Origin of the sequence: Streptomyces sp. CC53 (assembly GCF_001865245.1) — a bacterium.
Taxonomy (GTDB): Bacteria; Actinomycetota; Actinomycetes; order Streptomycetales; family Streptomycetaceae; genus Streptomyces.
In genome coordinates, this window is sequence record NZ_MKXB01000194.1 from 32,214 (window position 1) to 52,428 (window position 20,215).

At 69.7% G+C, this 20,215-nt stretch carries 17 protein-coding genes; 9 read left to right on the plus strand and 8 right to left on the minus strand.

The genetic code is table 11. The features are described 5' to 3' along the window. Nucleotides 1–1,264: 1,264 nt before the first annotated feature. The gene (gene dnaA / locus BJP40_RS25025; RefSeq protein ID WP_079171448.1) at nt 1,265–3,073 is read right to left on the minus strand and encodes a chromosomal replication initiator protein DnaA; all 1,809 of its coding nucleotides are present in this window, start codon (nt 3,071–3,073) and stop codon (nt 1,265–1,267) included. Between the two features lie 388 nt (nt 3,074–3,461). On the opposite strand from dnaA, the gene rpmH reads away from it, so the two are divergent. From rpmH to BJP40_RS25070, 9 genes are all read left to right on the plus strand, one after another. After that, nucleotides 3,462–3,599, plus strand: coding sequence for a 50S ribosomal protein L34 (gene rpmH / locus BJP40_RS25030; protein WP_003956500.1), 138 nt, complete (start codon nt 3,462–3,464; stop codon nt 3,597–3,599). Nucleotides 3,600–3,617: 18 nt separating this feature from the next. Beyond that, entirely contained in the window at nt 3,618–3,989 is a 372-nt protein-coding gene (rnpA, locus tag BJP40_RS32305; protein WP_079169171.1) for a ribonuclease P protein component, read from the plus strand. Beyond that, entirely contained in the window at nt 3,986–4,321 is a 336-nt protein-coding gene (yidD, locus tag BJP40_RS25040; protein ID WP_071268044.1) for a membrane protein insertion efficiency factor YidD, read from the plus strand. Before rnpA ends, yidD begins: the two co-directional genes overlap by 4 nt. Nucleotides 4,322–4,324: 3 nt before the next feature. After that, nucleotides 4,325–5,563 (plus strand): membrane protein insertase YidC, encoded by a 1,239-nt coding sequence (yidC, locus tag BJP40_RS25045; protein WP_071282557.1) that lies wholly within the window; start codon nt 4,325–4,327, stop codon nt 5,561–5,563. 14 nt (nt 5,564–5,577) lie between these two features. Beyond that, a complete protein-coding gene (locus BJP40_RS25050) occupies nt 5,578–6,087 on the plus strand; it encodes a R3H domain-containing nucleic acid-binding protein (protein WP_071282559.1) in 510 nt (169 codons plus the stop codon). A gap of 108 nt (nt 6,088–6,195) precedes the next feature. After that, entirely contained in the window at nt 6,196–6,906 is a 711-nt protein-coding gene (gene rsmG / locus BJP40_RS25055; RefSeq protein WP_071268050.1) for a 16S rRNA (guanine(527)-N(7))-methyltransferase RsmG, read from the plus strand. A gap of 286 nt (nt 6,907–7,192) precedes the next feature. Further along, on the plus strand, nt 7,193–8,281 hold the full coding sequence (locus BJP40_RS25060; protein WP_079171475.1) for a ParA family protein: 1,089 nt from the start codon (nt 7,193–7,195) through the stop codon (nt 8,279–8,281). Then, nucleotides 8,278–9,375, plus strand: coding sequence for a ParB/RepB/Spo0J family partition protein (locus BJP40_RS25065; RefSeq protein ID WP_079171449.1), 1,098 nt, complete (start codon nt 8,278–8,280; stop codon nt 9,373–9,375). The genes BJP40_RS25060 and BJP40_RS25065 overlap by 4 nt, the downstream gene beginning before the upstream one ends. A 332-nt stretch (nt 9,376–9,707) precedes the next feature. Then, nucleotides 9,708–10,325, plus strand: coding sequence for a GNAT family N-acetyltransferase (locus BJP40_RS25070; RefSeq protein WP_071268054.1), 618 nt, complete (start codon nt 9,708–9,710; stop codon nt 10,323–10,325). 86 nt (nt 10,326–10,411) lie between these two features. Here BJP40_RS25070 and trxA read toward each other — a convergent pair whose 3' ends face one another. The 7 genes from trxA to BJP40_RS25105 all read right to left on the minus strand — a co-directional run bounded on the left by trxA (nt 10,412) and on the right by BJP40_RS25105 (nt 20,114). Then, a complete protein-coding gene (gene trxA / locus BJP40_RS25075; RefSeq protein ID WP_071282563.1) occupies nt 10,412–10,756 on the minus strand; it encodes a thioredoxin in 345 nt (114 codons plus the stop codon). 51 nt (nt 10,757–10,807) lie between these two features. Then, a complete protein-coding gene (gene trxB, locus BJP40_RS25080) occupies nt 10,808–11,782 on the minus strand; it encodes a thioredoxin-disulfide reductase (RefSeq protein WP_071282565.1) in 975 nt (324 codons plus the stop codon). Between the two features lie 131 nt (nt 11,783–11,913). Then, nucleotides 11,914–12,840, minus strand: coding sequence for a hypothetical protein (locus tag BJP40_RS25085; protein WP_071282567.1), 927 nt, complete (start codon nt 12,838–12,840; stop codon nt 11,914–11,916). Beyond that, nucleotides 12,837–13,541: an RNA polymerase sigma factor SigM gene (gene sigM / locus BJP40_RS25090; protein ID WP_071282569.1), complete on the minus strand. Its 705-nt coding sequence runs from the start codon at nt 13,539–13,541 to the stop codon at nt 12,837–12,839. Before sigM ends, BJP40_RS25085 begins: the two co-directional genes overlap by 4 nt. A 65-nt stretch (nt 13,542–13,606) precedes the next feature. After that, nucleotides 13,607–15,328: a protein kinase family protein gene (locus BJP40_RS25095; RefSeq protein ID WP_071282571.1), complete on the minus strand. Its 1,722-nt coding sequence runs from the start codon at nt 15,326–15,328 to the stop codon at nt 13,607–13,609. A 119-nt stretch (nt 15,329–15,447) separates the two neighbouring features. Beyond that, complete coding sequence (gene murJ, locus BJP40_RS25100; protein WP_071282573.1) at nt 15,448–17,679, minus strand: murein biosynthesis integral membrane protein MurJ; 2,232 nt, start codon at nt 17,677–17,679, stop codon at nt 15,448–15,450. 50 nt (nt 17,680–17,729) lie between these two features. Beyond that, on the minus strand, nt 17,730–20,114 hold the full coding sequence (locus tag BJP40_RS25105; RefSeq protein WP_177204477.1) for a DUF6049 family protein: 2,385 nt from the start codon (nt 20,112–20,114) through the stop codon (nt 17,730–17,732). Between the last annotated feature and the right edge of the window lie 101 nt (nt 20,115–20,215).

Consider the following 20,215-nt stretch of genomic DNA (forward strand, 5'->3'; position numbering starts at 1 on the left):
GCACAGGCCCCGCTTCCCAACGGATTCAGCGCTAACTCTGTGTGGGAGTAGTAGTAGGGCTTGTGGATACCGTGGATAACCCTGTTTTCCCAGGTCACATCCGGTTTTTTGTCCACCGCGCCTGTGGGCGCAGCCCGTGGACAAGTGGGGTCCGCTGTGGACACAGCCGGGTTGTGCACACCCGATACACAGGCAGCCCGCAGTTCTCCCCAGTCCTGTCCCCAGCTTTACCCCGGTTCCCCACAGCCCAACCCAGCGACTTCGTGTGATGGCTTTCACTCCGGCCGGTGAGGCGGGGTGTTTCGTTGCCGAACAGTGGACAGCGGTGTGGAGAAGCTGTGGACCATGGAACGGTACCTGTGGGCCGCCGGTGGACAACGGCTGACGGGCTCCGTGGGCAGAGCGATTGTCCACAGGCTGTGGAGAGTCGTAAGCCACAATTCCACACCCCTCTGACCTGGGGCGATATACCTGTGACCGTCCCTCTTGTGGACGACTTCCGGATAACTCCGGGATCCCCACCCTGTGGATGACGGATCATCCCCGGAGCTGTGGAGAACGGCGTGGCGTACACAGCTATTCGAACACCTCTGGAGCTTGTGCACCGCCTGTGGAAGCCGCAGCGCAGCCGCCTCCACACCGGCCACGGGCCTCGCAGGCGGTGATCGGGGGCACCTCGCACAGCCGGCGGCCTTTGCAGCGGGCCCTCGTCGCGGCCGGGCGGACCTTTCTGCCCCGCGCGTACGACATGGTTCTCCGGCAGCCGAGCCCCGGGAGCCGGTGCCCGGAGGTCCACGCGCCCGAGCGCCGGGGCAGCGGCGCCCCCCCACGGCCTGACCCGACACGAGCAGGGCTGCTGCCGTCCCCGGGCTCGTGTACACGACCGCAGTGCCGGTCACCGGGCCACAGGCTCGCGGTGGCTTCCGGTGCGGCCACCCGGCCCCGCCGGCCGGCCCTCTCCCCGCCGGCCCGGCTCCCGGCGCCGGCTCTCCGGCTGTCGGTCCACCGCTCGGTGGCCGGCGCCCGGCTCAGTCGGTCGCCTGCCGGTGGCGCCCCCTGGTCGCGCGACCGCCCCGGCACGGGACGCCCGGTTCCGGCGCGTCCGCGCCCCCTCGTTCTCCGCGTCTGCTCGGCGTCCGTGCCCCGCTCCGCCACTCGCGTCCCGGTCCCGGTGCCCCACACGGCTTCGGCGCCCTCCCGCAACGGCGCAGGGCGCCCCGGGACGAGGTCCCAGGGCGCCCTGCACAGCGCCGCGAGCGGCCGCTCAGCCGTTCTTGATGCGGTTGGTCAGCTCCGTCACCTGGTTGTAGATGGACCGCCGCTCCGCCATCAGGGCACGGATCTTGCGGTCCGCGTGCATCACCGTCGTGTGGTCCCGCCCGCCGAACTGCGCACCGATCTTCGGCAGCGACAGGTCCGTCAGCTCCCGGCACAGGTACATGGCGATCTGCCGGGCCGTCACGAGCACCCGGCTGCGCGACGAGCCGCACAGGTCCTCCACGGTCAGCCCGAAGTAGTCCGCCGTGGCCGCCATGATCGCGCCGGCGGTGATCTCCGGCGCCGTGTCCTCGCCTCCGGGGATGAGGTCCTTCAGGACGCTCTCGGTGAGCACCAGGTCCACCGGCTGCCGGTTGAGGCTCGCGAACGCCGTCACCCGGATCAGCGCGCCCTCCAGCTCGCGGATGTTGCGCGAGATGCGCGAGGCGATGAACTCCAGCACCTCCGGCGGCGCGTTCAGCTGCTCCTGCACCGCCTTCTTGCGGAGGATCGCGATCCGGGTCTCCAGCTCCGGCGGTTGCACATCCGTCGTCAGACCCCACTCGAAGCGGTTGCGCAGCCGGTCCTCCAGCGTCATCAGCTGCTTGGGCGGCCGGTCCGAGGACAGCACGATCTGCTTGTTCGCGTTGTGGAGCGTGTTGAAGGTGTGGAAGAACTCCTCCTGCGTCGACTCCTTGCTCGCCAGGAACTGGATGTCGTCGACGAGCAGGATGTCCACGTCGCGGTAGCGCTTGCGGAAGGTGTCGCCCTTGCCGTCGCGGATGGAGTTGATGAACTCGTTGGTGAACTCCTCCGAGCTCACGTACCGCACCCGCGTCCCGGGGTACAGGCTCCGCGCGTAGTGGCCGATCGCGTGCAGCAGGTGCGTCTTGCCGAGGCCCGACTCCCCGTAGATGAACAGGGGGTTGTACGCCTTGGCGGGTGCCTCGGCGACGGCGACCGCCGCCGCGTGCGCGAACCGGTTGGACGAACCGATCACGAACGTGTCGAAGAGGTACTTCGGGTTCAGCCGAGCGTGCTGCTCCCCCGGTCCGCCCGAGCCGCCCGGCGGTACGGTCCCGCCCGAGCCGCCCATCGTGCCGGGCCCCGGCATGCCGCCCGGCCCCGTCCCGTGACCGGCACCGCCCGGGGCACCGCCTCCGGACAGGTGCGCCCCCTGCTGATCCTGCACTTCCCGGCGCTCACCGCGCGGACCGTCGTACGGTCCCCGCTCCGGCGCCTGCGGACCGCCGTACTCGTGGTGCGGGTGCTGCGGCCGCGCCGTGGCGTACGGATCCCGCTCCTGGTAGCCGCCGAGCCGCGGCTGCTGCCAGAGGTCTTCCTGGGTGCGCGGCCACGCGCCCGGCTCGGGCCGCTGCTGGTACTCGGGGTAGGCGGGCCGGACGGTCGGCAGCCCGTCGTCGACCGGGGCCCGGTGCCCGTACCCGTCGTACGGGTCGCCCGTGCCGCGGTCGTCGTAGCGCGACTGCGGAGGCTGCGGCCGGTCGTGCCCCGGCGTCGGCCCCGGGTCCCCGGTCGGACCGGCGGAGTCGTCGACGGTGATCGCGATACGGATGGGGCGGCCACACTCACGGCTGAGCGTTTCGCTGATCAGCGGCGCCAGCCGACCCTCCAGCACCCTCTTGCCCCACTCGTTGGGGACGGCCAGCAGCGCGGTGTCGGCCACCAGGGCCAGGGGCTGGCAGCGCTCGATCCACTGCCGGTCCTTGGGCTCGATGTTCTGCTGCCCTTCTCCGAGGAGGTGGTCGAGGACGCGTGGCCACACCGCGGCAAGATCAGCAGGTACGTCAGCCACGGGGCACGCTCTCTCACGGGTCCCACGAATGTGTGCTTCTTGGGACGGGATGGAAGGACAGGCAGGAAAAGAATCCGAGTTCAGCCACGGTAGTCGCGGCGCCTCGCGCGGTTCAAGTTGTTGTCCACAGCCTGTGCATAGCGGCGGGTGCCGGGGCGCACCCGCGGGGCGCCGTACCGCCGCTGGGGTGCTGGTTTGACCGGAAGACGCGGCCCCACGTACCGTAACCAGGTCGAGTTGTCGATGGCTGCTGCCGCCTGCCTCCGATGGGCAAAGGTCACTCTGGTGATCGTATAGCGGTGCACTCGGGCGTATTGCGAGCTACTCGTGGGCGCACGGTGACAGCCAGGCGATGCCCCGCAAGACGAGTCATTTCTGGAGCCCCCGAGTGAGCAAGCGCACCTTCCAGCCGAACAACCGCCGCCGCGCCAAGACGCACGGCTTCCGTCTGCGCATGCGTACCCGTGCCGGCCGCGCGATCCTCGCGTCCCGCCGCAGCAAGGGTCGCGCCCGCCTGTCCGCCTGATCGCGGCCAGGTCATGACGTGCTGCCTACCGAGAATCGGCTGAGGCGGCGCGAGGACTTCGCGACCGCGGTACGGCGGGGCCGAAGGGCCGGCCGTCCGACCCTCGTGGTCCATCTACGCAGCGGTGCAACGGACCCGCACGCGCCAGGGGAGAGCGCTCCCCCGACGCGTGCGGGTTTCGTCGTCAGCAAGGCCGTGGGTGGTGCTGTCGTCCGTAACCAGGTGAAGCGTCGCCTGCGTCACCTCATGCGTGAGCGGCTGGCGGTGCTGCCCCCCGGTAGCCTGGTGGTAGTACGAGCGCTGCCCGACGCGGGCGACGCCGACCATGCACAGCTGGCCCGAGACCTGGACGCCGCCCTGAAACGGCTCCTGGGAGGGGGCGCGCGATGAAGTACCCGCTGCTGGCCCTGATCAAGATCTACCAGTGGACGATCAGCCCACTGCTGGGCCCCGTCTGCAGGTACTACCCCTCGTGTTCCCACTACGGATATACGGCCATCGACCGGCACGGCGCCATCAAGGGCACGGCCCTGACCGCCTGGCGGATCCTGCGCTGCAACCCGTGGTCGCCCGGTGGGGTGGACCACGTGCCGCCGCGCAAGCGTCCCCGCTGGCACGAAATGCTGCGCGCACGTCTGCGCGGCGCCGGCGAAGGCGAGGGCGGGCACTCCGCCGAGACCAGCCCGGCCGCAGAGACCTCGCCCAATGCTCAAGGAGCCTGATTAGTGGACACGATTGGAAATCTGTTCAGCTTCATCACGGGACCCGTCTCGTGGATCATCGTGCAGTTCCACACGCTGTACGGGGCGATCTTCGGGCCTGACACGGGCTGGGCCTGGGGTCTGTCCATCGTGTCCCTGGTGATCGTCATCCGCATCGCCCTGATCCCGCTCTTCGTGAAGCAGATCAAGTCGATGCGGAACATGCAGGCGCTCCAGCCGAAGATGAAGGCGATCCAGGAGCGCTACAAGAACGACCGGCAGCGCCAGTCGGAAGAGATGATGAAGCTGTACAAGGAGACGGGTACCAACCCGCTCTCCTCGTGCCTCCCCATCCTTCTGCAGTCGCCGTTCTTCTTCGCGCTGTACCACGTGCTCAGCAAGATCGCTTCCGGTGACACCATCGGCAGCCTCAACCAGCAGCTCGTCGACAGCGCCCGCGAGGCGCACATCTTCGGCGCTCCGATCGCGGCCACCTTCACGGACTCCGCCGCCGAGGTCGCGGCGCTGAACGCCAACATCACCGACGTCCGCGTCGTCACCGCAATCATGATCGTGATGATGTCGGCGTCGCAGTTCTTCACCCAGCGCCAGCTGATGCAGAAGAACGTGGACCTCACCGTGAAGACGCCGTACATGCAGCAGCAGAAGATGCTGATGTACATCTTCCCGGTGATCTTCGCGGTGATGGGCGTCAACTTCCCGGTCGGTGTCCTCGTCTACTGGCTGACCACCAACGTGTGGACCATGGGCCAGCAGATGTACGTGATCAACCAGAACCCGACTCCGGGCAGCAAGGCGCAGGACAGCTACCTCCAGCGGCTGCTCAAGAGCGTCGACCACCACGGTGAGGTTCGGGGCCGGCGTCGGCGCAACGTGGTCCAGACGATCGTCGCCAAGGGCCCGGACCGCAACGAGAACGAGCGGCGCTTCATCAGCGGCCTGGCCAAGGCCGGCTACTCCGCGCAGCCCGACGGCACCGTGACCAAGGCCGACCCGGCCGTCGCCGAGGCGGAGGCAGCCGCGGCCCGGCGCCAGCAGCCCAAGCGCCAGACGAAGGCGAAGCGCCAGGCCACCGGTTCCTCTCCGGCTGCGGCGAAGCCCTCGCTGGAGAAGACCGAGCAACCGAAGGGCGAAGAGAGCCAGGAGCGGCCGACCAAGGCGTCCTCCGGCACCGCGCCCCGAGCCAAGTCCGGACAGCGCAAGGGCCAGCAGCGGCCCAAGCACCCGTCGTCCAAGAAGTAAGAAGGAGTCCATCCGTGACGGAAGGCACCACGTCCGCCGCCCAGGGTGGCGACACCCTGACCCGCCTGGAGCAGGAAGGGGAGATCGCGGCTGACTACCTTGAGGGTCTGCTCGACATCGCCGACCTGGACGGCGACATCGACATGGACGTCGAGGGCGACCGGGCCGCGGTCTCGATCATCAGTGACGCGAGCAGCAGGGATCTGCAGAAGCTCGTGGGCCGCGACGGGGAGGTGCTGGAGGCGCTGCAGGAGCTGACGCGTCTCGCCGTGCACCGGGAGACCGGTGACCGGAGCCGGCTCATGCTGGACATCGGAGGCTTCCGTGCCCGCAAGCGCGCCGAGCTGACCGAGCTGGGCGCCAAGGCCGCCGACGAGGCCAAGAACTCCGGTGAGCCGGTCAAGCTCGAGCCGATGACCCCGTTCGAGCGCAAGGTCGTGCACGACGCGGTGGCCGCCGCAGGCCTGCGCAGCGAGTCCGAGGGCGAGGAGCCGCAGCGCTTCGTCGTCGTGCTCCCCGCCTGATCCTCCACGTTGTGTCGGCCCCGTCTGTTGCGCAGGCGGGGCCGATCCTTGTCAGCTTGATAGTCAGCCACCCAGTTGCGGTGATGCGGTATGGAAGGACGGGTTCCCGTGTCGGAGGCAGAGGAGCTTCCCCCCGCGCCGGATGAGGCGCGCACGGTCTTCGGTGAGTTCTTCCCGGAGGCGGTCCGGTATGCGGAGTTGCTCGCGGACGCGGGCGTCAAGCGCGGTCTGATCGGTCCGCGTGAGGTGCCTCGGCTGTGGGAGCGGCACCTGCTGAACTGCGCCGTCCTCTCCGAGGTCGTGCCCGACGGGGTGACGGTCTGCGACGTGGGCTCGGGCGCCGGCCTGCCCGGCATTCCGCTGGCGCTGGTACGGCCGGACCTGAAGATCACCCTTCTGGAACCGCTGTTGCGCCGCACCACCTTCCTGCAGGAGGTCGTCGAGTTGCTCGGCCTGGACCACGTGACCGTGGTTCGCGGTCGCGCTGAGGAGATGCTCGGCAAGCTGCCTCCCGTGCATGTGGTGACGGCGCGGGCTGTCGCGCCGCTCGACCGGCTCGCCACGTGGGGTGTGCCTCTGCTCCGCCCGTACGGGGAGATGCTGGCGCTGAAGGGGGACACGGCCGAGGAGGAGATCCGTTCCGCTCGTGCGGCTCTCAGCAAGCTGGGGGTCGTCGGAGCGTCTGTCCTGCAGGTCGGTGAGGGGATCGTCGAGCCCCTGTCCACGGTGGTGCGGGTAGAGGTCGGAGAAAGCCCCGGAGGTGTCCGCTTCGCGGCCAAGCGGGCCAAAGCCGCTCGGCCCTCCCGGCGTCGCCGCTGAGCTCGCTCCCGGGCCCGTCGAGGTGGGGCGCAGAGGCCCCGTCCCGCAGTGGATCCGGTTTGATCCTCATACGTACCTTTTTCGGAGTGTCGTGACGCCCTGACCCTGCAGCGCGTGCATCGTGTTTCACGTGAAACGTCGCTCACTGCTGCAGGGGATCATCAGCCGCGGCCGTGCGGCTGCCACGCCACGACACCGCAGGTCGCTCATGAGGGCTACGGAGTTGTCCACAGAAGTGGATTCCTCCACAGAAGCACCGGCCACGCTGGTTCCCGAGCCCGAAAGCATGGCAGGCTCTCTCCATCGTGAGCCTGAAGCCGAGGAGAGTGAATCCTTGCGGTCCGACGCCAACATCGCGGGACCGATGACCGAACCGGTCCCCGGTCCCCGCAGCGAATCGCCCGGGGGCAATGTTTCACGTGAAACACAGCCCTTGGTGGATGAGACCCCTATCGGCCGGGCCGCCCAGCTGGCAGTGGCAGCCCTGGGGCGGGCCGGCGAGGGCCTGCCCCGCCCGCAGCAGACCCGCGTCATGATCGTCGCCAACCAGAAGGGCGGCGTCGGGAAGACCACCACGACCGTCAACCTGGCCGCTTCCCTGGCTCTGCACGGCGCACGGGTGCTGGTGATCGACCTCGACCCGCAGGGCAATGCGTCGACGGCTCTCGGTATCGACCACCACGCCGAGGTCCCCTCCATCTACGACGTCCTGGTGGACAGCAAACCGTTGTCCGACGTGGTCCAGCCCGTCCAGGACGTCGAAGGTCTCTTCTGCGCCCCCGCCACCATCGATCTCGCCGGTGCGGAGATCGAACTGGTGTCGCTGGTGGCGCGGGAGAGTCGACTGCAGCGTGCGATTCAGGCATATGAGCAGCCGTTGGACTACATCTTCATCGACTGCCCCCCGTCACTCGGTCTCCTGACGGTCAACGCCATGGTCGCCGGCGCCGAGGCGCTCATCCCCATCCAGTGTGAGTACTACGCGCTGGAAGGTCTCGGTCAGCTGCTGCGGAACGTCGACCTCGTGCGGGGCCACCTCAACCCCGCGCTGCACGTGTCGACGATCCTGCTCACGATGTACGACGGCCGCACCCGGCTGGCCTCCCAAGTGGCGGAGGAGGTGCGCAACCACTTCGGGGAGGAGGTGCTGCGCACCAGCATCCCGAGATCCGTCAGGATCTCCGAGGCGCCGAGCTACGGGCAGACGGTTCTGACCTATGACCCGGGTTCGAGTGGTGCACTGTCCTACCTTGAGGCGGCCCGAGAAATCGCCTTGCGGGGCGTCGGGGTCAGCTACGACGTTCACCACCACGCCCACCTGGGTGGCCAGCACCATCAGCACAGTCAGCACAGCATGTCGGAGGGGATCCAATGAGCGAGCGACGGAGGGGCCTGGGACGCGGGCTGGGTGCGCTGATCCCCTCTGCTCCCCAGGAGAAGAGGGCAACCGCGGGCGGTACGGGCTCCACATCGCCGGGTGCCATTCCCTCACTGGCCGGGGACCGTGGTGTGGCTGCGGCCAAGGTGACGACTCTGCCGCCGGGGAACGGGCCCACGGGAAACGACAGCGTGTCGCTGCCGGAGCAGGCAGAGGCGCCTTATCAGCCCGAGGCGCCGACAGGGGCACACTTCGCCGAGCTGCCACTCGCGGCAATCACCCCCAACCCGTGCCAACCGCGCGTGGTCTTCGACGACGATGCGCTGGCCGAGCTGGTGACCTCCATCAAGGAGGTCGGTCTGCTCCAGCCGGTCGTCGTACGGCAGGTGGCACCCGGTCGCTATGAGCTCATCATGGGCGAGCGCCGTTGGCGGGCATGCCGTGAGGCGGGCTTGGAGCGCATTCCCGCCATCGTGCGTGCCACCGAGGACGACAAGCTTCTGCTCGACGCCCTCCTGGAGAACCTGCACCGGGCGCAGTTGAACCCGCTGGAGGAGGCGGCTGCCTACGACCAGCTGCTGAAGGACTTCAACTGCACGCACGACCAGCTGGCGGACAGGATCGGCCGGTCCCGGCCGCAGGTCACCAACACACTCCGTCTCCTGAAGCTGTCCCCCCAGGTGCAGAAGAGGGTCGCCGCCGGTGTGCTCTCAGCCGGGCATGCACGGGCCTTGCTGTCCGTGGAGGACGCGGAACAGCAGGAGCACCTGGCCTCCCGCATCGTCGCCGAGGGGCTCTCCGTGCGGTCGGTCGAAGAGATCGTCACCCTCATGGCGTCCGAGCCCCACAAGCGGCCCAAGGCAAGGGGCCCGCGCGCCGGCGGCCGCGTGTCTCCCGCCCTCAGTGAGCTCGCCACTCGGCTCTCCGACCGCTTCGAGACCAGGGTGAAGGTCGATCTCGGCCAGAAGAAGGGCAAGATCGTCGTCGAGTTCGCCTCCATGGATGATCTGGACCGGATCCTCGGGACACTGGCCCCGGGCGAAGGGCGGGTCCTGCAGAAGGGCCTTGCCGAGCAGGAGGCAGACGGCTGAGGCTGATGTCGCGGCGTCCACCAGGCGTCCGGCCTCCTCTGCGCATCAGGGCGGACCTCACATCCGAGTTCATCGGGGCGAGGTCCGCCCTTTGGCCTTTTCCTGTATGCGACTCATCACCCGATCGGTACGATGCGTTCGGGTATGCGCATCCGCACGGTCCAACGTGGAGGGAGCCAGGCCATGCGCGAGGTGAGCCGCAGTCAGCTGATGACCGCGGGGCTGGGACTCGGTGTGGTGGGCGGGTTCATCGGCGGCCTGCTCCGGGAGCGGAGTGTGCTGGCAGCCGCCCGTGGCGCGGCAACGGGCGAAGGAAGTGAGGAACAGCCTCCATGGGGCGACGGCTCGTACCGCTCACGCTGGACAACCTTCAGGACCTCCCCAAGCGGTGCCGCACCTGCGTCTTCTGGGAGCTCGACCCCGTCAGCGGGGAAGCTGCGCTGAAGGCGGGCACGCCCGAACTGGAGAAGGAGGCGTGGATCTCCGCTGTGCTCCTCGACTGGGGGTCCTGCGGCCGTGTCGTCTACGTGGACGAGGCGCCGGTGGGGTACGTGCTCTACGCGCCGCCCGCCTACGTGCCCCGGTCCTCCGCCTTCCCCACCAGCCCGGTCTCTCCCGACGCCGTGCAGCTGATAACGGCCTGGATCTCCCCCGGCTATCAGGGCCAAGGTCTCGGGCGCGTGCTGGTGCAGACGGTGGCGAAGGACCTGCTGCGCCGGGGCTTCAAGGCCATCGAGGCATTCGGTGATGCGCGCTGGAAGGAACCCGCCTGCGTGCTGCCCGCCGACCACCTTCTGGCAGTGGGCTTCAAAACGGTTCGCCCTCACCCGGCGTATCCACGCTTGAGGCTGGAGCTCCGCAGCACGGTGTCCTGGAGAGAGGACGTGGAACTCGCGCTCGACCGGCTGCTGGGTGCGGTGCAGAAGGAACCGGCGCTGCGCCCGCTGTGACGTCACGGGCAGCGGAAACGGCCCACCCTGTCGGATGGGCCGTTTCGGTGTTTCACGTGAAACGGTGTTTCACGTGAAACATGGCCTCAGACCGCGGCCTCGTCGCTGATGAAGTCGGCCAGGTCCCGGAGGATGGCGGCCTTGGGCTTGGCGCCGACGATGGTCTTGGCGACTTCGCCCCCCTGATACACGTTCAGGGTGGGGATCGACATGACACCGTACTTGGCGGCGGTCACAGGGTTCTCGTCGATGTTGAGCTTGACGATCTCGATCTGGTCGCCGTATTCCGCGGCGATCGCCTTCAACGAGGGTGCGATCTGCCGGCAAGGACCGCACCAGGCGGCCCAGAAGTCCACCAGCACGGGCTTGTCGCTCTTGAGGACGGCCTCCTCGAACGAGGCGTCGGTCACTTCCATCAGGTCGCCGGCCACGGCGGCCTCCTTCTCAGTGCGGGGTGTCGGGGTGGGGATGCGGGGTTCGCGTCAGACCGCGGGGGTCTTCTCGGGCTCGGCCAGCGTCTCCGCGTGGGAGAGGGCGGCGAGGAAACGCTCGGCGTCGAGCGCCGCGGAGCAACCGGTGCCCGCGGCTGTGATCGCCTGGCGGTAGGTGTGGTCGACGACATCGCCGGCCGCGAACACACCCGCCACGTTGGTACGCGTGGACGGCGCGTCCACCTTCAGGTACCCCTCCTCATCCAGCTCAAGCTGGCCCTTGAAGAGCTCGGTGCGGGGGTCGTGTCCGACGGCGATGAAGAGACCCGTCACGGGAAGCTCCGAGGTCTCGCCGGTCTGGGTGTCGCGGAGGGTGAGGCCCGAGAGCTTCTGGTCACCGTGGATCTCTGCGACCTGGCTGTTCCAGGCGAAGCGGATCTTCGGGTCGGCGAAGGCCCGGTCCTGCATCGCCTTGGAGGCACGCAGGGTGTCACGGCGGTGCACGATGGTGACCGACTTGGCGAAGCGGGAGAGGAACGTGGCCTCCTCCATGGCGGTGTCGCCGCCGCCGATCACGGCGATGTCCTGGTCCTTGAAGAAGAAGCCGTCGCAGGTGGCGCACCACGAGACACCGCGTCCGGAGAGGGCGTCCTCGTTCGGCAGGCCCAGCTTGCGGTGCTGGGAGCCGGTGGCCACGATCACGGCGCGCGCCTGGTGCACCGTGCCGGCGGTGTCGGTCACGGTCTTGATGTCTCCGGAGAGGTCGACCGAGACGATGTCGTCCGGGATCAGCTCGGCACCGAAGCGCTCCGCCTGGGCGCGCATGTTGTCCATGAGGTCGGGGCCCATGATGCCGTCACGGAAACCGGGGAAGTTCTCCACGTCGGTCGTGTTCATGAGAGCGCCACCAGCGGTGACGGCTCCTTCGAAGACCAGCGGCTTCAGCGACGCGCGCGCCGTGTAGAGCGCTGCCGTGTAACCGGCGGGCCCGGAGCCAATGATGATCACGTTGCGGACGTCGCTCACGGGATTCTTCCTCGTCTCTGCAGACTGCCAACTGCTGCCTAGGGGGCCAGGTCGTGCACCGTCACCCCACCCAACGGATCCTAAGGCGCCGACATTCCCGAGCCGTCCGGCCTTCCATAGCGACCCGTCGGTCACTTACGGGTGACAGCCTGCCTGAGCAGCATGTTCGCTGGTTCCGCTGCACTATCGGCTGTCGTACACGAGGCGTCCATGATGTAGACGTCCACCCGTCCGGCATCCCCTGCCCGTGGCAGGAGCACCAGGTAGGCCGCGCGGCCCTCGTACTCGCCGGGTTCCGATGCCAGAGGCTTCTCGTTGCGGCCGAGTCCTTCCGCCACACAGTCGGGGACGTGTCCCGGGCTCTGCAGTGCCCGTTGCGGTCCACTGTCCTCGGTCTGCGCTCCGGGCTGGAGCCAGGGCGACATGCCGTCCGGAGCGGTCTCCGCGGGGGTGAGGAGTGCGCGGACCTTGTCGGGCAGCGCCGTCCCCGAGAACCGGGGAGAGGCGGGGTGCGTGGCGGCGGTATCGGCCTGGGAGCTGGCTGTGACGTCGGAGGTCCCGGTGACACCCCTGAGGAGCACGAATCCCAGTCCGGTGAGTGCGAGGCCGCAGGCGGCGCCGAGAGCGACAAGGCGGCGCCGGCGCGAGCGCGTGGAGCCGCGGCCCGGTCCTGTGGCGCCCCGGGGGCGGCCGGCCGGCCTGTCCTTCGGCGGCTCTGTGAGAGCCGGTCGTCGGTCACCGGCATCGCTCGGTGCCGCGGACTCGGTTTCACGTGAAACATCAGCGGTGGTTCGTGGGGCGGTCGCGTCGAGCAGCGCCTCGGCCGCCAGGGCGGCATCAATGCGTTCCGCGATGTCCGCCGGCATGCGTGGTGGCCCGGGGAGGGTTCCCAGCAGACCGCGGATCTCTTCGAGTGAAGCCTGCACATCGGTGCAGATCTCGCAGTTGTCGAGGTGGCGCCTGACATCGGCCGTCCTGGAGGGCGGGAGAAGCCCTTCGGTCAGGTCGGAGATCTCCGAGACGTCCGGGTGCTGGGTCGTGTCGGCCGTGGAAGTCACGCGCGTCCACCTCCGCCCTTCACAGCAGCAGGACCATGCGGTCCTGGATCCCTCGGTCCCGGTGCCGGTGGGACGGATGTCCCCGGCGTCCGGTTCCTTCCCCCTTCGGTGTCGTCGTTACCCCTGGTGTCATGGCGCAGATGAGTGAGCATGGGGACAAGGCGGGCACGTCCCCGGGCACATCGGCTCTTGACCGTTCCGACGGGTACATCAAGCATGCGTGCCGCTTCGGCCACGGCATAGCCCTGCATGTCGACGAGGACCAGGGCTGCCCTCTGGTCGGGGGGAAGCTTCGCCAGGGCCGCCAGGAGCTCCCTGTGGACATCCTGGCGCTCCGCTGGGGCCGCGGCCGACTCGTGGGGCTCCAGGAGCTGCTCCATTCGCTCCATGTCGTCCATCGGGGCGGTCCTGCGTGAGGCCGTCCTACGGGCCCGGTCGAGACAGGCGTTCACCGTGATGCGGTGCAGCCATGTGGTGACGGCCGACTGCCCCCGAAAGGTGTGCGCGGCGCGGAAGGCCGACACCAGGGCGTCCTGGACGGCGTCCGCCGCCTCCTCTCGGTCGCCCAGGGTCCGTAGGGCGACGGCCCACAGCCGGTCCCGGTGCCGCCGCACCAACTCCCCGAAGGCGTCCCCGTCACCGGCGACGTGCCGGGCGAGGAGCTCGTGGTCGCTTTCGACGTCCAGCGTGGGTTCTTCCATGCCCGCAACCCTCCCTGGCGCGACAGTACGTGCTCACCGGGCTGCACGACAGAGACCGGGGCGGCTCAGCCGAGGACCCTGATTTCCGAGATCCCCCCGCGGAAGCCGGAGCCGTCCGGTGGCAGCTCGCTGATGTGCACCAGCAGGAACTGCGTGCGTACGGGCTTGTCCAGTTTCACGTCCAGCGTGCTGCCCACCGTGCTCAGCTGGGTGAGGCGCTGCGAGAAGTCGGCGAGTGAACTTGCGCCCGAGGCGCCTTCCCCGGCGGCGAGGACCTGCGCCTTCTGCCCGCTGCGGTACATCTGTACCACGACACTGGAAACGTCGCGGACGCTGCCGAGGTCCACGATGATGCCGCTGCCCTGCTTGCGGTCGGGCAGGTTGCCGAAGTTGGCGTAGCCGAAGTACTGCGGTGTGATCCAGGCGGTGCCGTCCTGGCCGTCGACGGCCAGCGGGACGAGCTTCGTCTTGATGCCCGAGCCGCTCGGCATGAACTCCTGCGCCCCCGCGATGTTCAACGGCTTGGCGGGCTTCTGCGCCTTCTCGTCGCCGGTCTCGGCCGGTGTCGGCTGGGTGATGCCGGGGTCGTCGGGCTGCTGGTCCTGTTCGAGCAGGCGGTCGGCGATCTGCCAGCTTCCGAGGCCCAGGGCGGCGATGAGGAGCGCGGACACCGTCCACTTCAGAGCGCGGCCCGTGCGGCTCTGGAGCGGCGGTGGCGGGACGACGACGGGCTGGGTGACCCCGGTGCCGGGGTGCGGCGTCGGCCGGCCGTAGCCGCCCTGCTGGTACGTCGTGCGGTGGAACTCCGGTGGAGGCGTGGAGAACACCGGCTCCGGCGGGCGGATCCGGGGCATCGTCGCCACGGCCTTGGCCAGTTCGTCCGGCGTCGTACAGGCGGGTTCCTGGCGAGACGCGGTGGCGCCGTCGTTGGCCAGCGCGCGCATGGCCAGCTCCGACAGCCCTCGGTGCACTCCCGCGCGCACCTGGTCCGGGGCGATCAGCCCGACGCCCTTGGGCAGGCCGGACAGACCGTGCGCGTCGTTCTCGTACGGCCAGCGCTGCGTCAGGGCCGCGTACAACAGAGCGCCGATGGCCTCGGTGTCGGTGAGCTGGGGCCGGTCCTCGCGGATGCCCCGCAGGGCGGCGTTCACCGCCAGGCCGCGGATCCTGTACTGCCCCGTCGACGTGCGCAGTACGGCACTCGGGGTGAGGCGCAGATGGGCCAGGCCCTCGCGGTGCGCGGCCGCCATGGCCTGGGACACCTGGCTGACCAGCTGGTAGGCGTCGTACGGCTCAAGAGGGCCGGCGGCCAGCAGCGTGGTCAGTTCCGTGGCGTCCGGCAGCCATTCGTGGACGACGTAGACGAGGTCGTTCTCCTCGACGGCGTCCAGGACCTGCACGAAGCGGGGGTCGCCGAGCAGGGCGGCGGAGCGCGCCGCGGCCAGCACGGATCGGGCCCGGGGATGGTCGGCGGGCAGCACGTGGACGCCGACCGCCCTGCGCAGCTTCTCGTCCACGGCACGCCAACTGCTGAACCCGTCCAAACGGGTGACGCACTCCTCCAGGCGGTAGCGCCGCGCCAGCTTGTGGCCGCTGTGGAGTTCCGGTGTGGTGAGGGAAGGCTGTTCGTCGGCTCCCTGTTCGCCGTCCGTGGTGTGGGCAGACGTGCCCCTTGCGTCCTGCGCTTCCGCCGCCCCGTCGGCCGTGGTCCCGTCCGCCTTGGCGGTCAGCGGGTCGTCACCGCTGTTGTCGGCCACGTCGACGGCAGCCGTGCTACGTTCCGCCACCGTCGTTCCTGCCTCCCCATCCATAGCGCCACATCCAACAGCCAAGCCAATTGTGCCCACAGTCCGCCGCCATGCACGACACACGAAGGCCGGCGATGGTTGTGCGAGGACCTCGTGTTCTAGCGGCCGAGGCGGCCCCGGACCATGCCGACCATGGCGTTCAGCTCCGCGATGCGCATCTTGCGGGCCGCCGCGTAGAACACGCCGAGCAGCACGACGCCGCCCGCGGCCAGGGCGGCCAGCGACCCGAGGGCGTCCTTGCCCAGCAGGGAGAGGACCCCGAAACCGGCCGCTCCGGCCAGCAGGGCGGCGGGCAGCGAGGCCATGCACAGACGGGCGTACGTACGGACGATGTGCGCGCCGTCGAGGTCGCCGCCGAGCCGGTTGCGCAGCCGGCGCCACGCGACTCCGACACCGACCATGTAGGCCAGGCCGTACGACGCCGCCATGCCGACGACGGCCCAGCGGGGCGGCAGCACGAAGTAGCAGACGGCCGAAGCCGCCGCGTTGACGGCGGCCACGATGACCGTGTTGTAGAACGGCGTCCGCGTGTCCTCGTAGGCGTAGAAGCCGCGCAGGACGACGTACTGCACGGAGTAGGGGATCAGGCCCAGGCCGAACGCCATGAGGATGAAGCCCATGCCCGTCGCCGCCTCAAGGCCGCTGGACGCGTAGAGCAGGGTGCACAAGGGGACACCCAGGGCCAGGAAGCCGAAAGCGACGGGAACGATCGCGACGGCCGAGTTCCGCAGGCCCTGAGAGATGTCGTCCCGGACGGCCCCCGGGTCGTTGTCGTGGGCCGCCCGCGAGATCCGGGGCAGGAGCGCGGCCATGACGGACACGGTGATGATGGCCTGCGGCATGCCCCAGATGAGCTGCGCGTTGGAGTAGGCGAGGATGCCGGCGCCGTCCGTGCCGGAGGCCTTGCCCGCGGCCGTGGCCAGCTGGGTGACCACGACGACGCCCGCCTGGTTGGCGAGGACGAACAGCACGGTCCACTTGGCGAGCCGAACGGTCTTGCCGAGGCCGTGGCCCTTCCAGTCGAACCGGGGCCGGAACCGGAAGCCCGCCTCACGCAGGTACGGGATCATCGCCAGTGACTGGACCACCAGGCCCAGCAGCGTGCCGATGCCCAGGAGCCGGACCCCTTCGTCGGGGATGACGTCCACGCCCATCCTGGTCTCGGAGTAGGCGCCGTACACGAAGATGAAGAGCCCGAACGTTGCCATCATGACGACGTTGTTGAGGACCGGGGTCCACATCATCGCCCCGAAGCGGCCCCGGGCGTTGAGGATCTGACCCATCACCACGTGCACACCCATGAAGAAGATCGTGGGCAGGCAGAAGCGGGCGAAGGCCACGGCGACGCTGTTGGCGTCCGGGTCGTTGGCGATGGTCGGGGACATCGCGTGGACCAGCAGAGGTGCGACGAGGACCGCGATGCCGACGATCAGGCCGAGCGCCACCATCACCAGGGTCAGCAGCCGGTTGGCGTAGGCCTCGCCGCCGTCCTCGTCGTTCTTCATCGCCCGGACGAGCTGCGGGACGAACACCGAGTTCAGGCCGCCGCCGATGGTCAGGATGTAGATCATCGTCGGCAGCGTGTACGCGACGGTGTAGGCGTCACCGAGGGTGGCGGCGCCGAGGGCACCGGTGATGACCAGGGTGCGCAGGAAGCCGGTCAGGCGGGAGACGAGGGTGCCCGCCGCCATGACCGCGCTCGACTTCAGCAGCCCGGAGGCCCGACCGCCGGACTTCTTCGGGGGCGGGGGCGGCGCCTCCTCCTCGACCGGCTCCTGAACGGCGGCCGGCGGCGGAGGCGGTGGCGTGGAGGCGTCCACCACGGGTGCCGACGGACGGCCCTGGACCTGCTGGTCCGCGTAGAGGTGCGCGAAGGCGTCGGCCGGTGCCCGCTCGCCGCCCGCCCGGCTCACCAGGTCGTCGACACCGGTGAACTGCACGGTCCTGGCGTCGTCGCCGTACGGCAGGTGACGGGACGGCCCCTCGGGCTCGGGCGGCGGCGTCTGGGCCCAGAGCCGCGGGTCCGGGGCGTACTGCGGGGTGGCGGGCTGCTGGTAGAGGGGGCGGGGCTCCTCGTAGGTCCCCGGCGGAGGCGGCGGGTGGGCGGCCCGGTCGTACAGTGCCTCACCGACTGGGTCCTGCGCGGTGAGATCACGGGACCGGTACGGGTCATCGGCGTAGGCGTCCTGGACGTACGGGTCCTGAGGCGGCTGCGCGGAGTCGCCGGCGGGTGGTGGCACCTGGCCCGGGGTACGGGCCGGGGGCGTTCCGCCCGAAGGCGCACCGGTGCCCGGGTTCTGGCCGCGGTCACCCTCGTACGGCGCGTTCATGGTTACCCCACCTCATCGTCCCGGGCCGGCCGGCCACGACATTCGCTCGCTCAACGGTTCACTCTCTCACCCGGCCCGGACGGGCCTCCGCTTTGCGGTCCGGTGTCCGCCGCCGGGTCACTCGGCTGCGCCTCGTCGTCGCTCTCCGCGACCCCGGAGGCCGGCGGCGCGGTTCCGGGGCCCGTCTCCCCGCCGGTGTCGTCGGCCGCCGCGGCCTCGGAGACCTCGTCCCCGGGGAGCCCGTCCCCGGGGAGCCCGTCCCCGGCGGCCTCCAGAGCCGCGGCGCGCTTCCGCTGGGTGTACATCCTGATGCCCGCGAGCACAAGCAGCAGGACGCCGCCCGCGATGACCAGCATGACCGCGGAGGTGATCTCCGAGACCTTCACGGTGAACTGCATCGGCTTCCCGTAGGCCCTGCCGTCCTCGGTGAAGAGCTGCGCCGTCATCGGGACGGGGCCGTTGGCGTTCGCCGACGCGGTGAACTTCACGGACTGGCTGTGTCCGCTCTCGATGCTGATCGGCAGCTCCGCCACGGCTTCGCCGCCGTTGAGCTTCAGACGGGTCGGCTTGGTCGACTCCAGCCGCAGCACCAGCCGGTCCACGCCCTGCAGGAGCTTGTTCTGGACCGTCACGGGGATGGTGGCGCTGCGCCCGGACAGCGTCAGATCGGACTTGTCGATGAGCTGCACCTCGTCGGTGAGACTCTTCAGGTCCTCCAGCACCCGGTCCCGGTACAGCTGCGCGTCCGCCGGGCGGCCCCGCCAGGAGGCTGACATCTCGCGGTTGATCGCATTGCCGAACGGTGTCACCACCCGCCTCCGGTTGGTGAGGATCACCGCGAAGTTGTCCAGGGTGGACTGGGTGGTCCTGACATCCAGGAACGCCGCCCTGAGCAGTTCCTTCTGCCGGAGTCCCTTGGGGTAGCTGCTCGGCACCCGCGTCGTCGCCGCCGGGTCGGGCTTGACCGCGGCGGCGGCGATCAGGTCCGAGGGCTGCGACCAGCGGCGTCCGGCAAGGCCCTGGACGGCCCGGGCCAGGGAGTCGGCCTGGGACGCGGTCGGCATCCGTTGCGGGGCGATGACGATGCTGCGCGCGGTGCCCGGACGCTCGTGGGTGACGGCCAACGTGTGGGCGAGGAAGCGCTGCACCGCCAGGGTGGAGGCTTCTGCGCTGGTCATGTCGCCGTCGAACGCCTCGGACAGGATCGCGTCGGACACGACGGCGGTCGTTCCGCCGCCGACGGGACGGGCCGCGTTCGGCGTGTAGGACAGGTTCTCGCGCATGCTGTCGCTGCGGGTGATCACCTTGTCGGCACCGGCAGAGGTGGCCACGTTGATGATCGAGGGGTCCACCGCCCCGTCCACCGGCCAGGCGAAGTCCACGGACGGCTTCACGTGGAGGATGGTCTCCACCGTGGATTCGGCGACGTCGGTGGCCGGGCGCAGATGCCTGAGCGAGCCGGACACCTCCCGCCCCTGATGGGCCAGCGACGCCAGGTCGGGGTCGCCGTAGGGCAGGGCGACGACCTTGTCTCCCTGAACGGCCTTGCCCAGGGCGTTCAGCCACTCGTTGGCAACAGACTGGTTCTTCCCCGGGACGGTGGTGTCGCCGTTCCTCACCCGATAGGGGCCGGTCATCGCCTCGGCGGTGGCCAGCAGGTCCGGGTCGATCACCCAGGTGACGGGAAGGTCGGCGCCGAGTGCCACGAGCCGCTCCAGCCGTCCTCCCGGGGCGAGCTCGGAGGCGAGGGCGTCGTCCTCGAAGACGGGAGTCTGCTGTGTGTCGGAGCCCGTCTCGGCCGACAGGTGCACCGACGAGATCAGCGGCCAGAGGACGGTGGTCTGCGTCGTCTTCTTGGCCGCCGCGGGCTGCCAGGGAAGGAACGTCCTCTCGATGCCCAGCACGCGCTCCCCGCCGGAGCTCGGCGTCCTGCCGGAGAGGGAGACCCCGAGCTGGTAGACGCCCTCGTCGTCCATGCCGAGCTCGTCGACGGGGACGCTGATCGTGAAGTCCCTGCTGCCGCCGGCGGGGATCGCCGGGACCGCGACCGCGTACGCCCCGCCGAGCGGTGCGCCGTCCTCGGCGGGCGAGTAGCCGGTGCGGCGGGCGGCGTCCTCGATCGCGCCGCGGCTGGAGAGCCGGGAGCCCAGGCGCACGTCGACGTGCGCGGCGCTCACCGACCGCTTGCCGGTGTTGGTCACGGTGCCGCTCAGGGTGAGCGTGTCGCCTTTCACCGGCGCGCTGGGCTGGACTGTGTCGAGAGACACATCGACGGTGCGCGATCCGGAGGCTTCCGCGGCGTGCGCGGCGGAGGCGCCGGGCAGGTGGAGCAGTCCGGCCAGCAGTGGTACGCCGGCGGCCACCGCCGTCATGCGGCGCAGCCATCGGCGGGCAGGGGAGCGACGCATGCTCTGGAAGTCTGCCGCCTCGGCCACGCGCTCGTCCGTCCCTCGTCGTCTGTTGCCGTCGGTCCCTGCCGGTTCCCGCGTCCACGCATGGTAACGAGACGCGCTGCGGCGGAGTGCTGCGGAGGTGA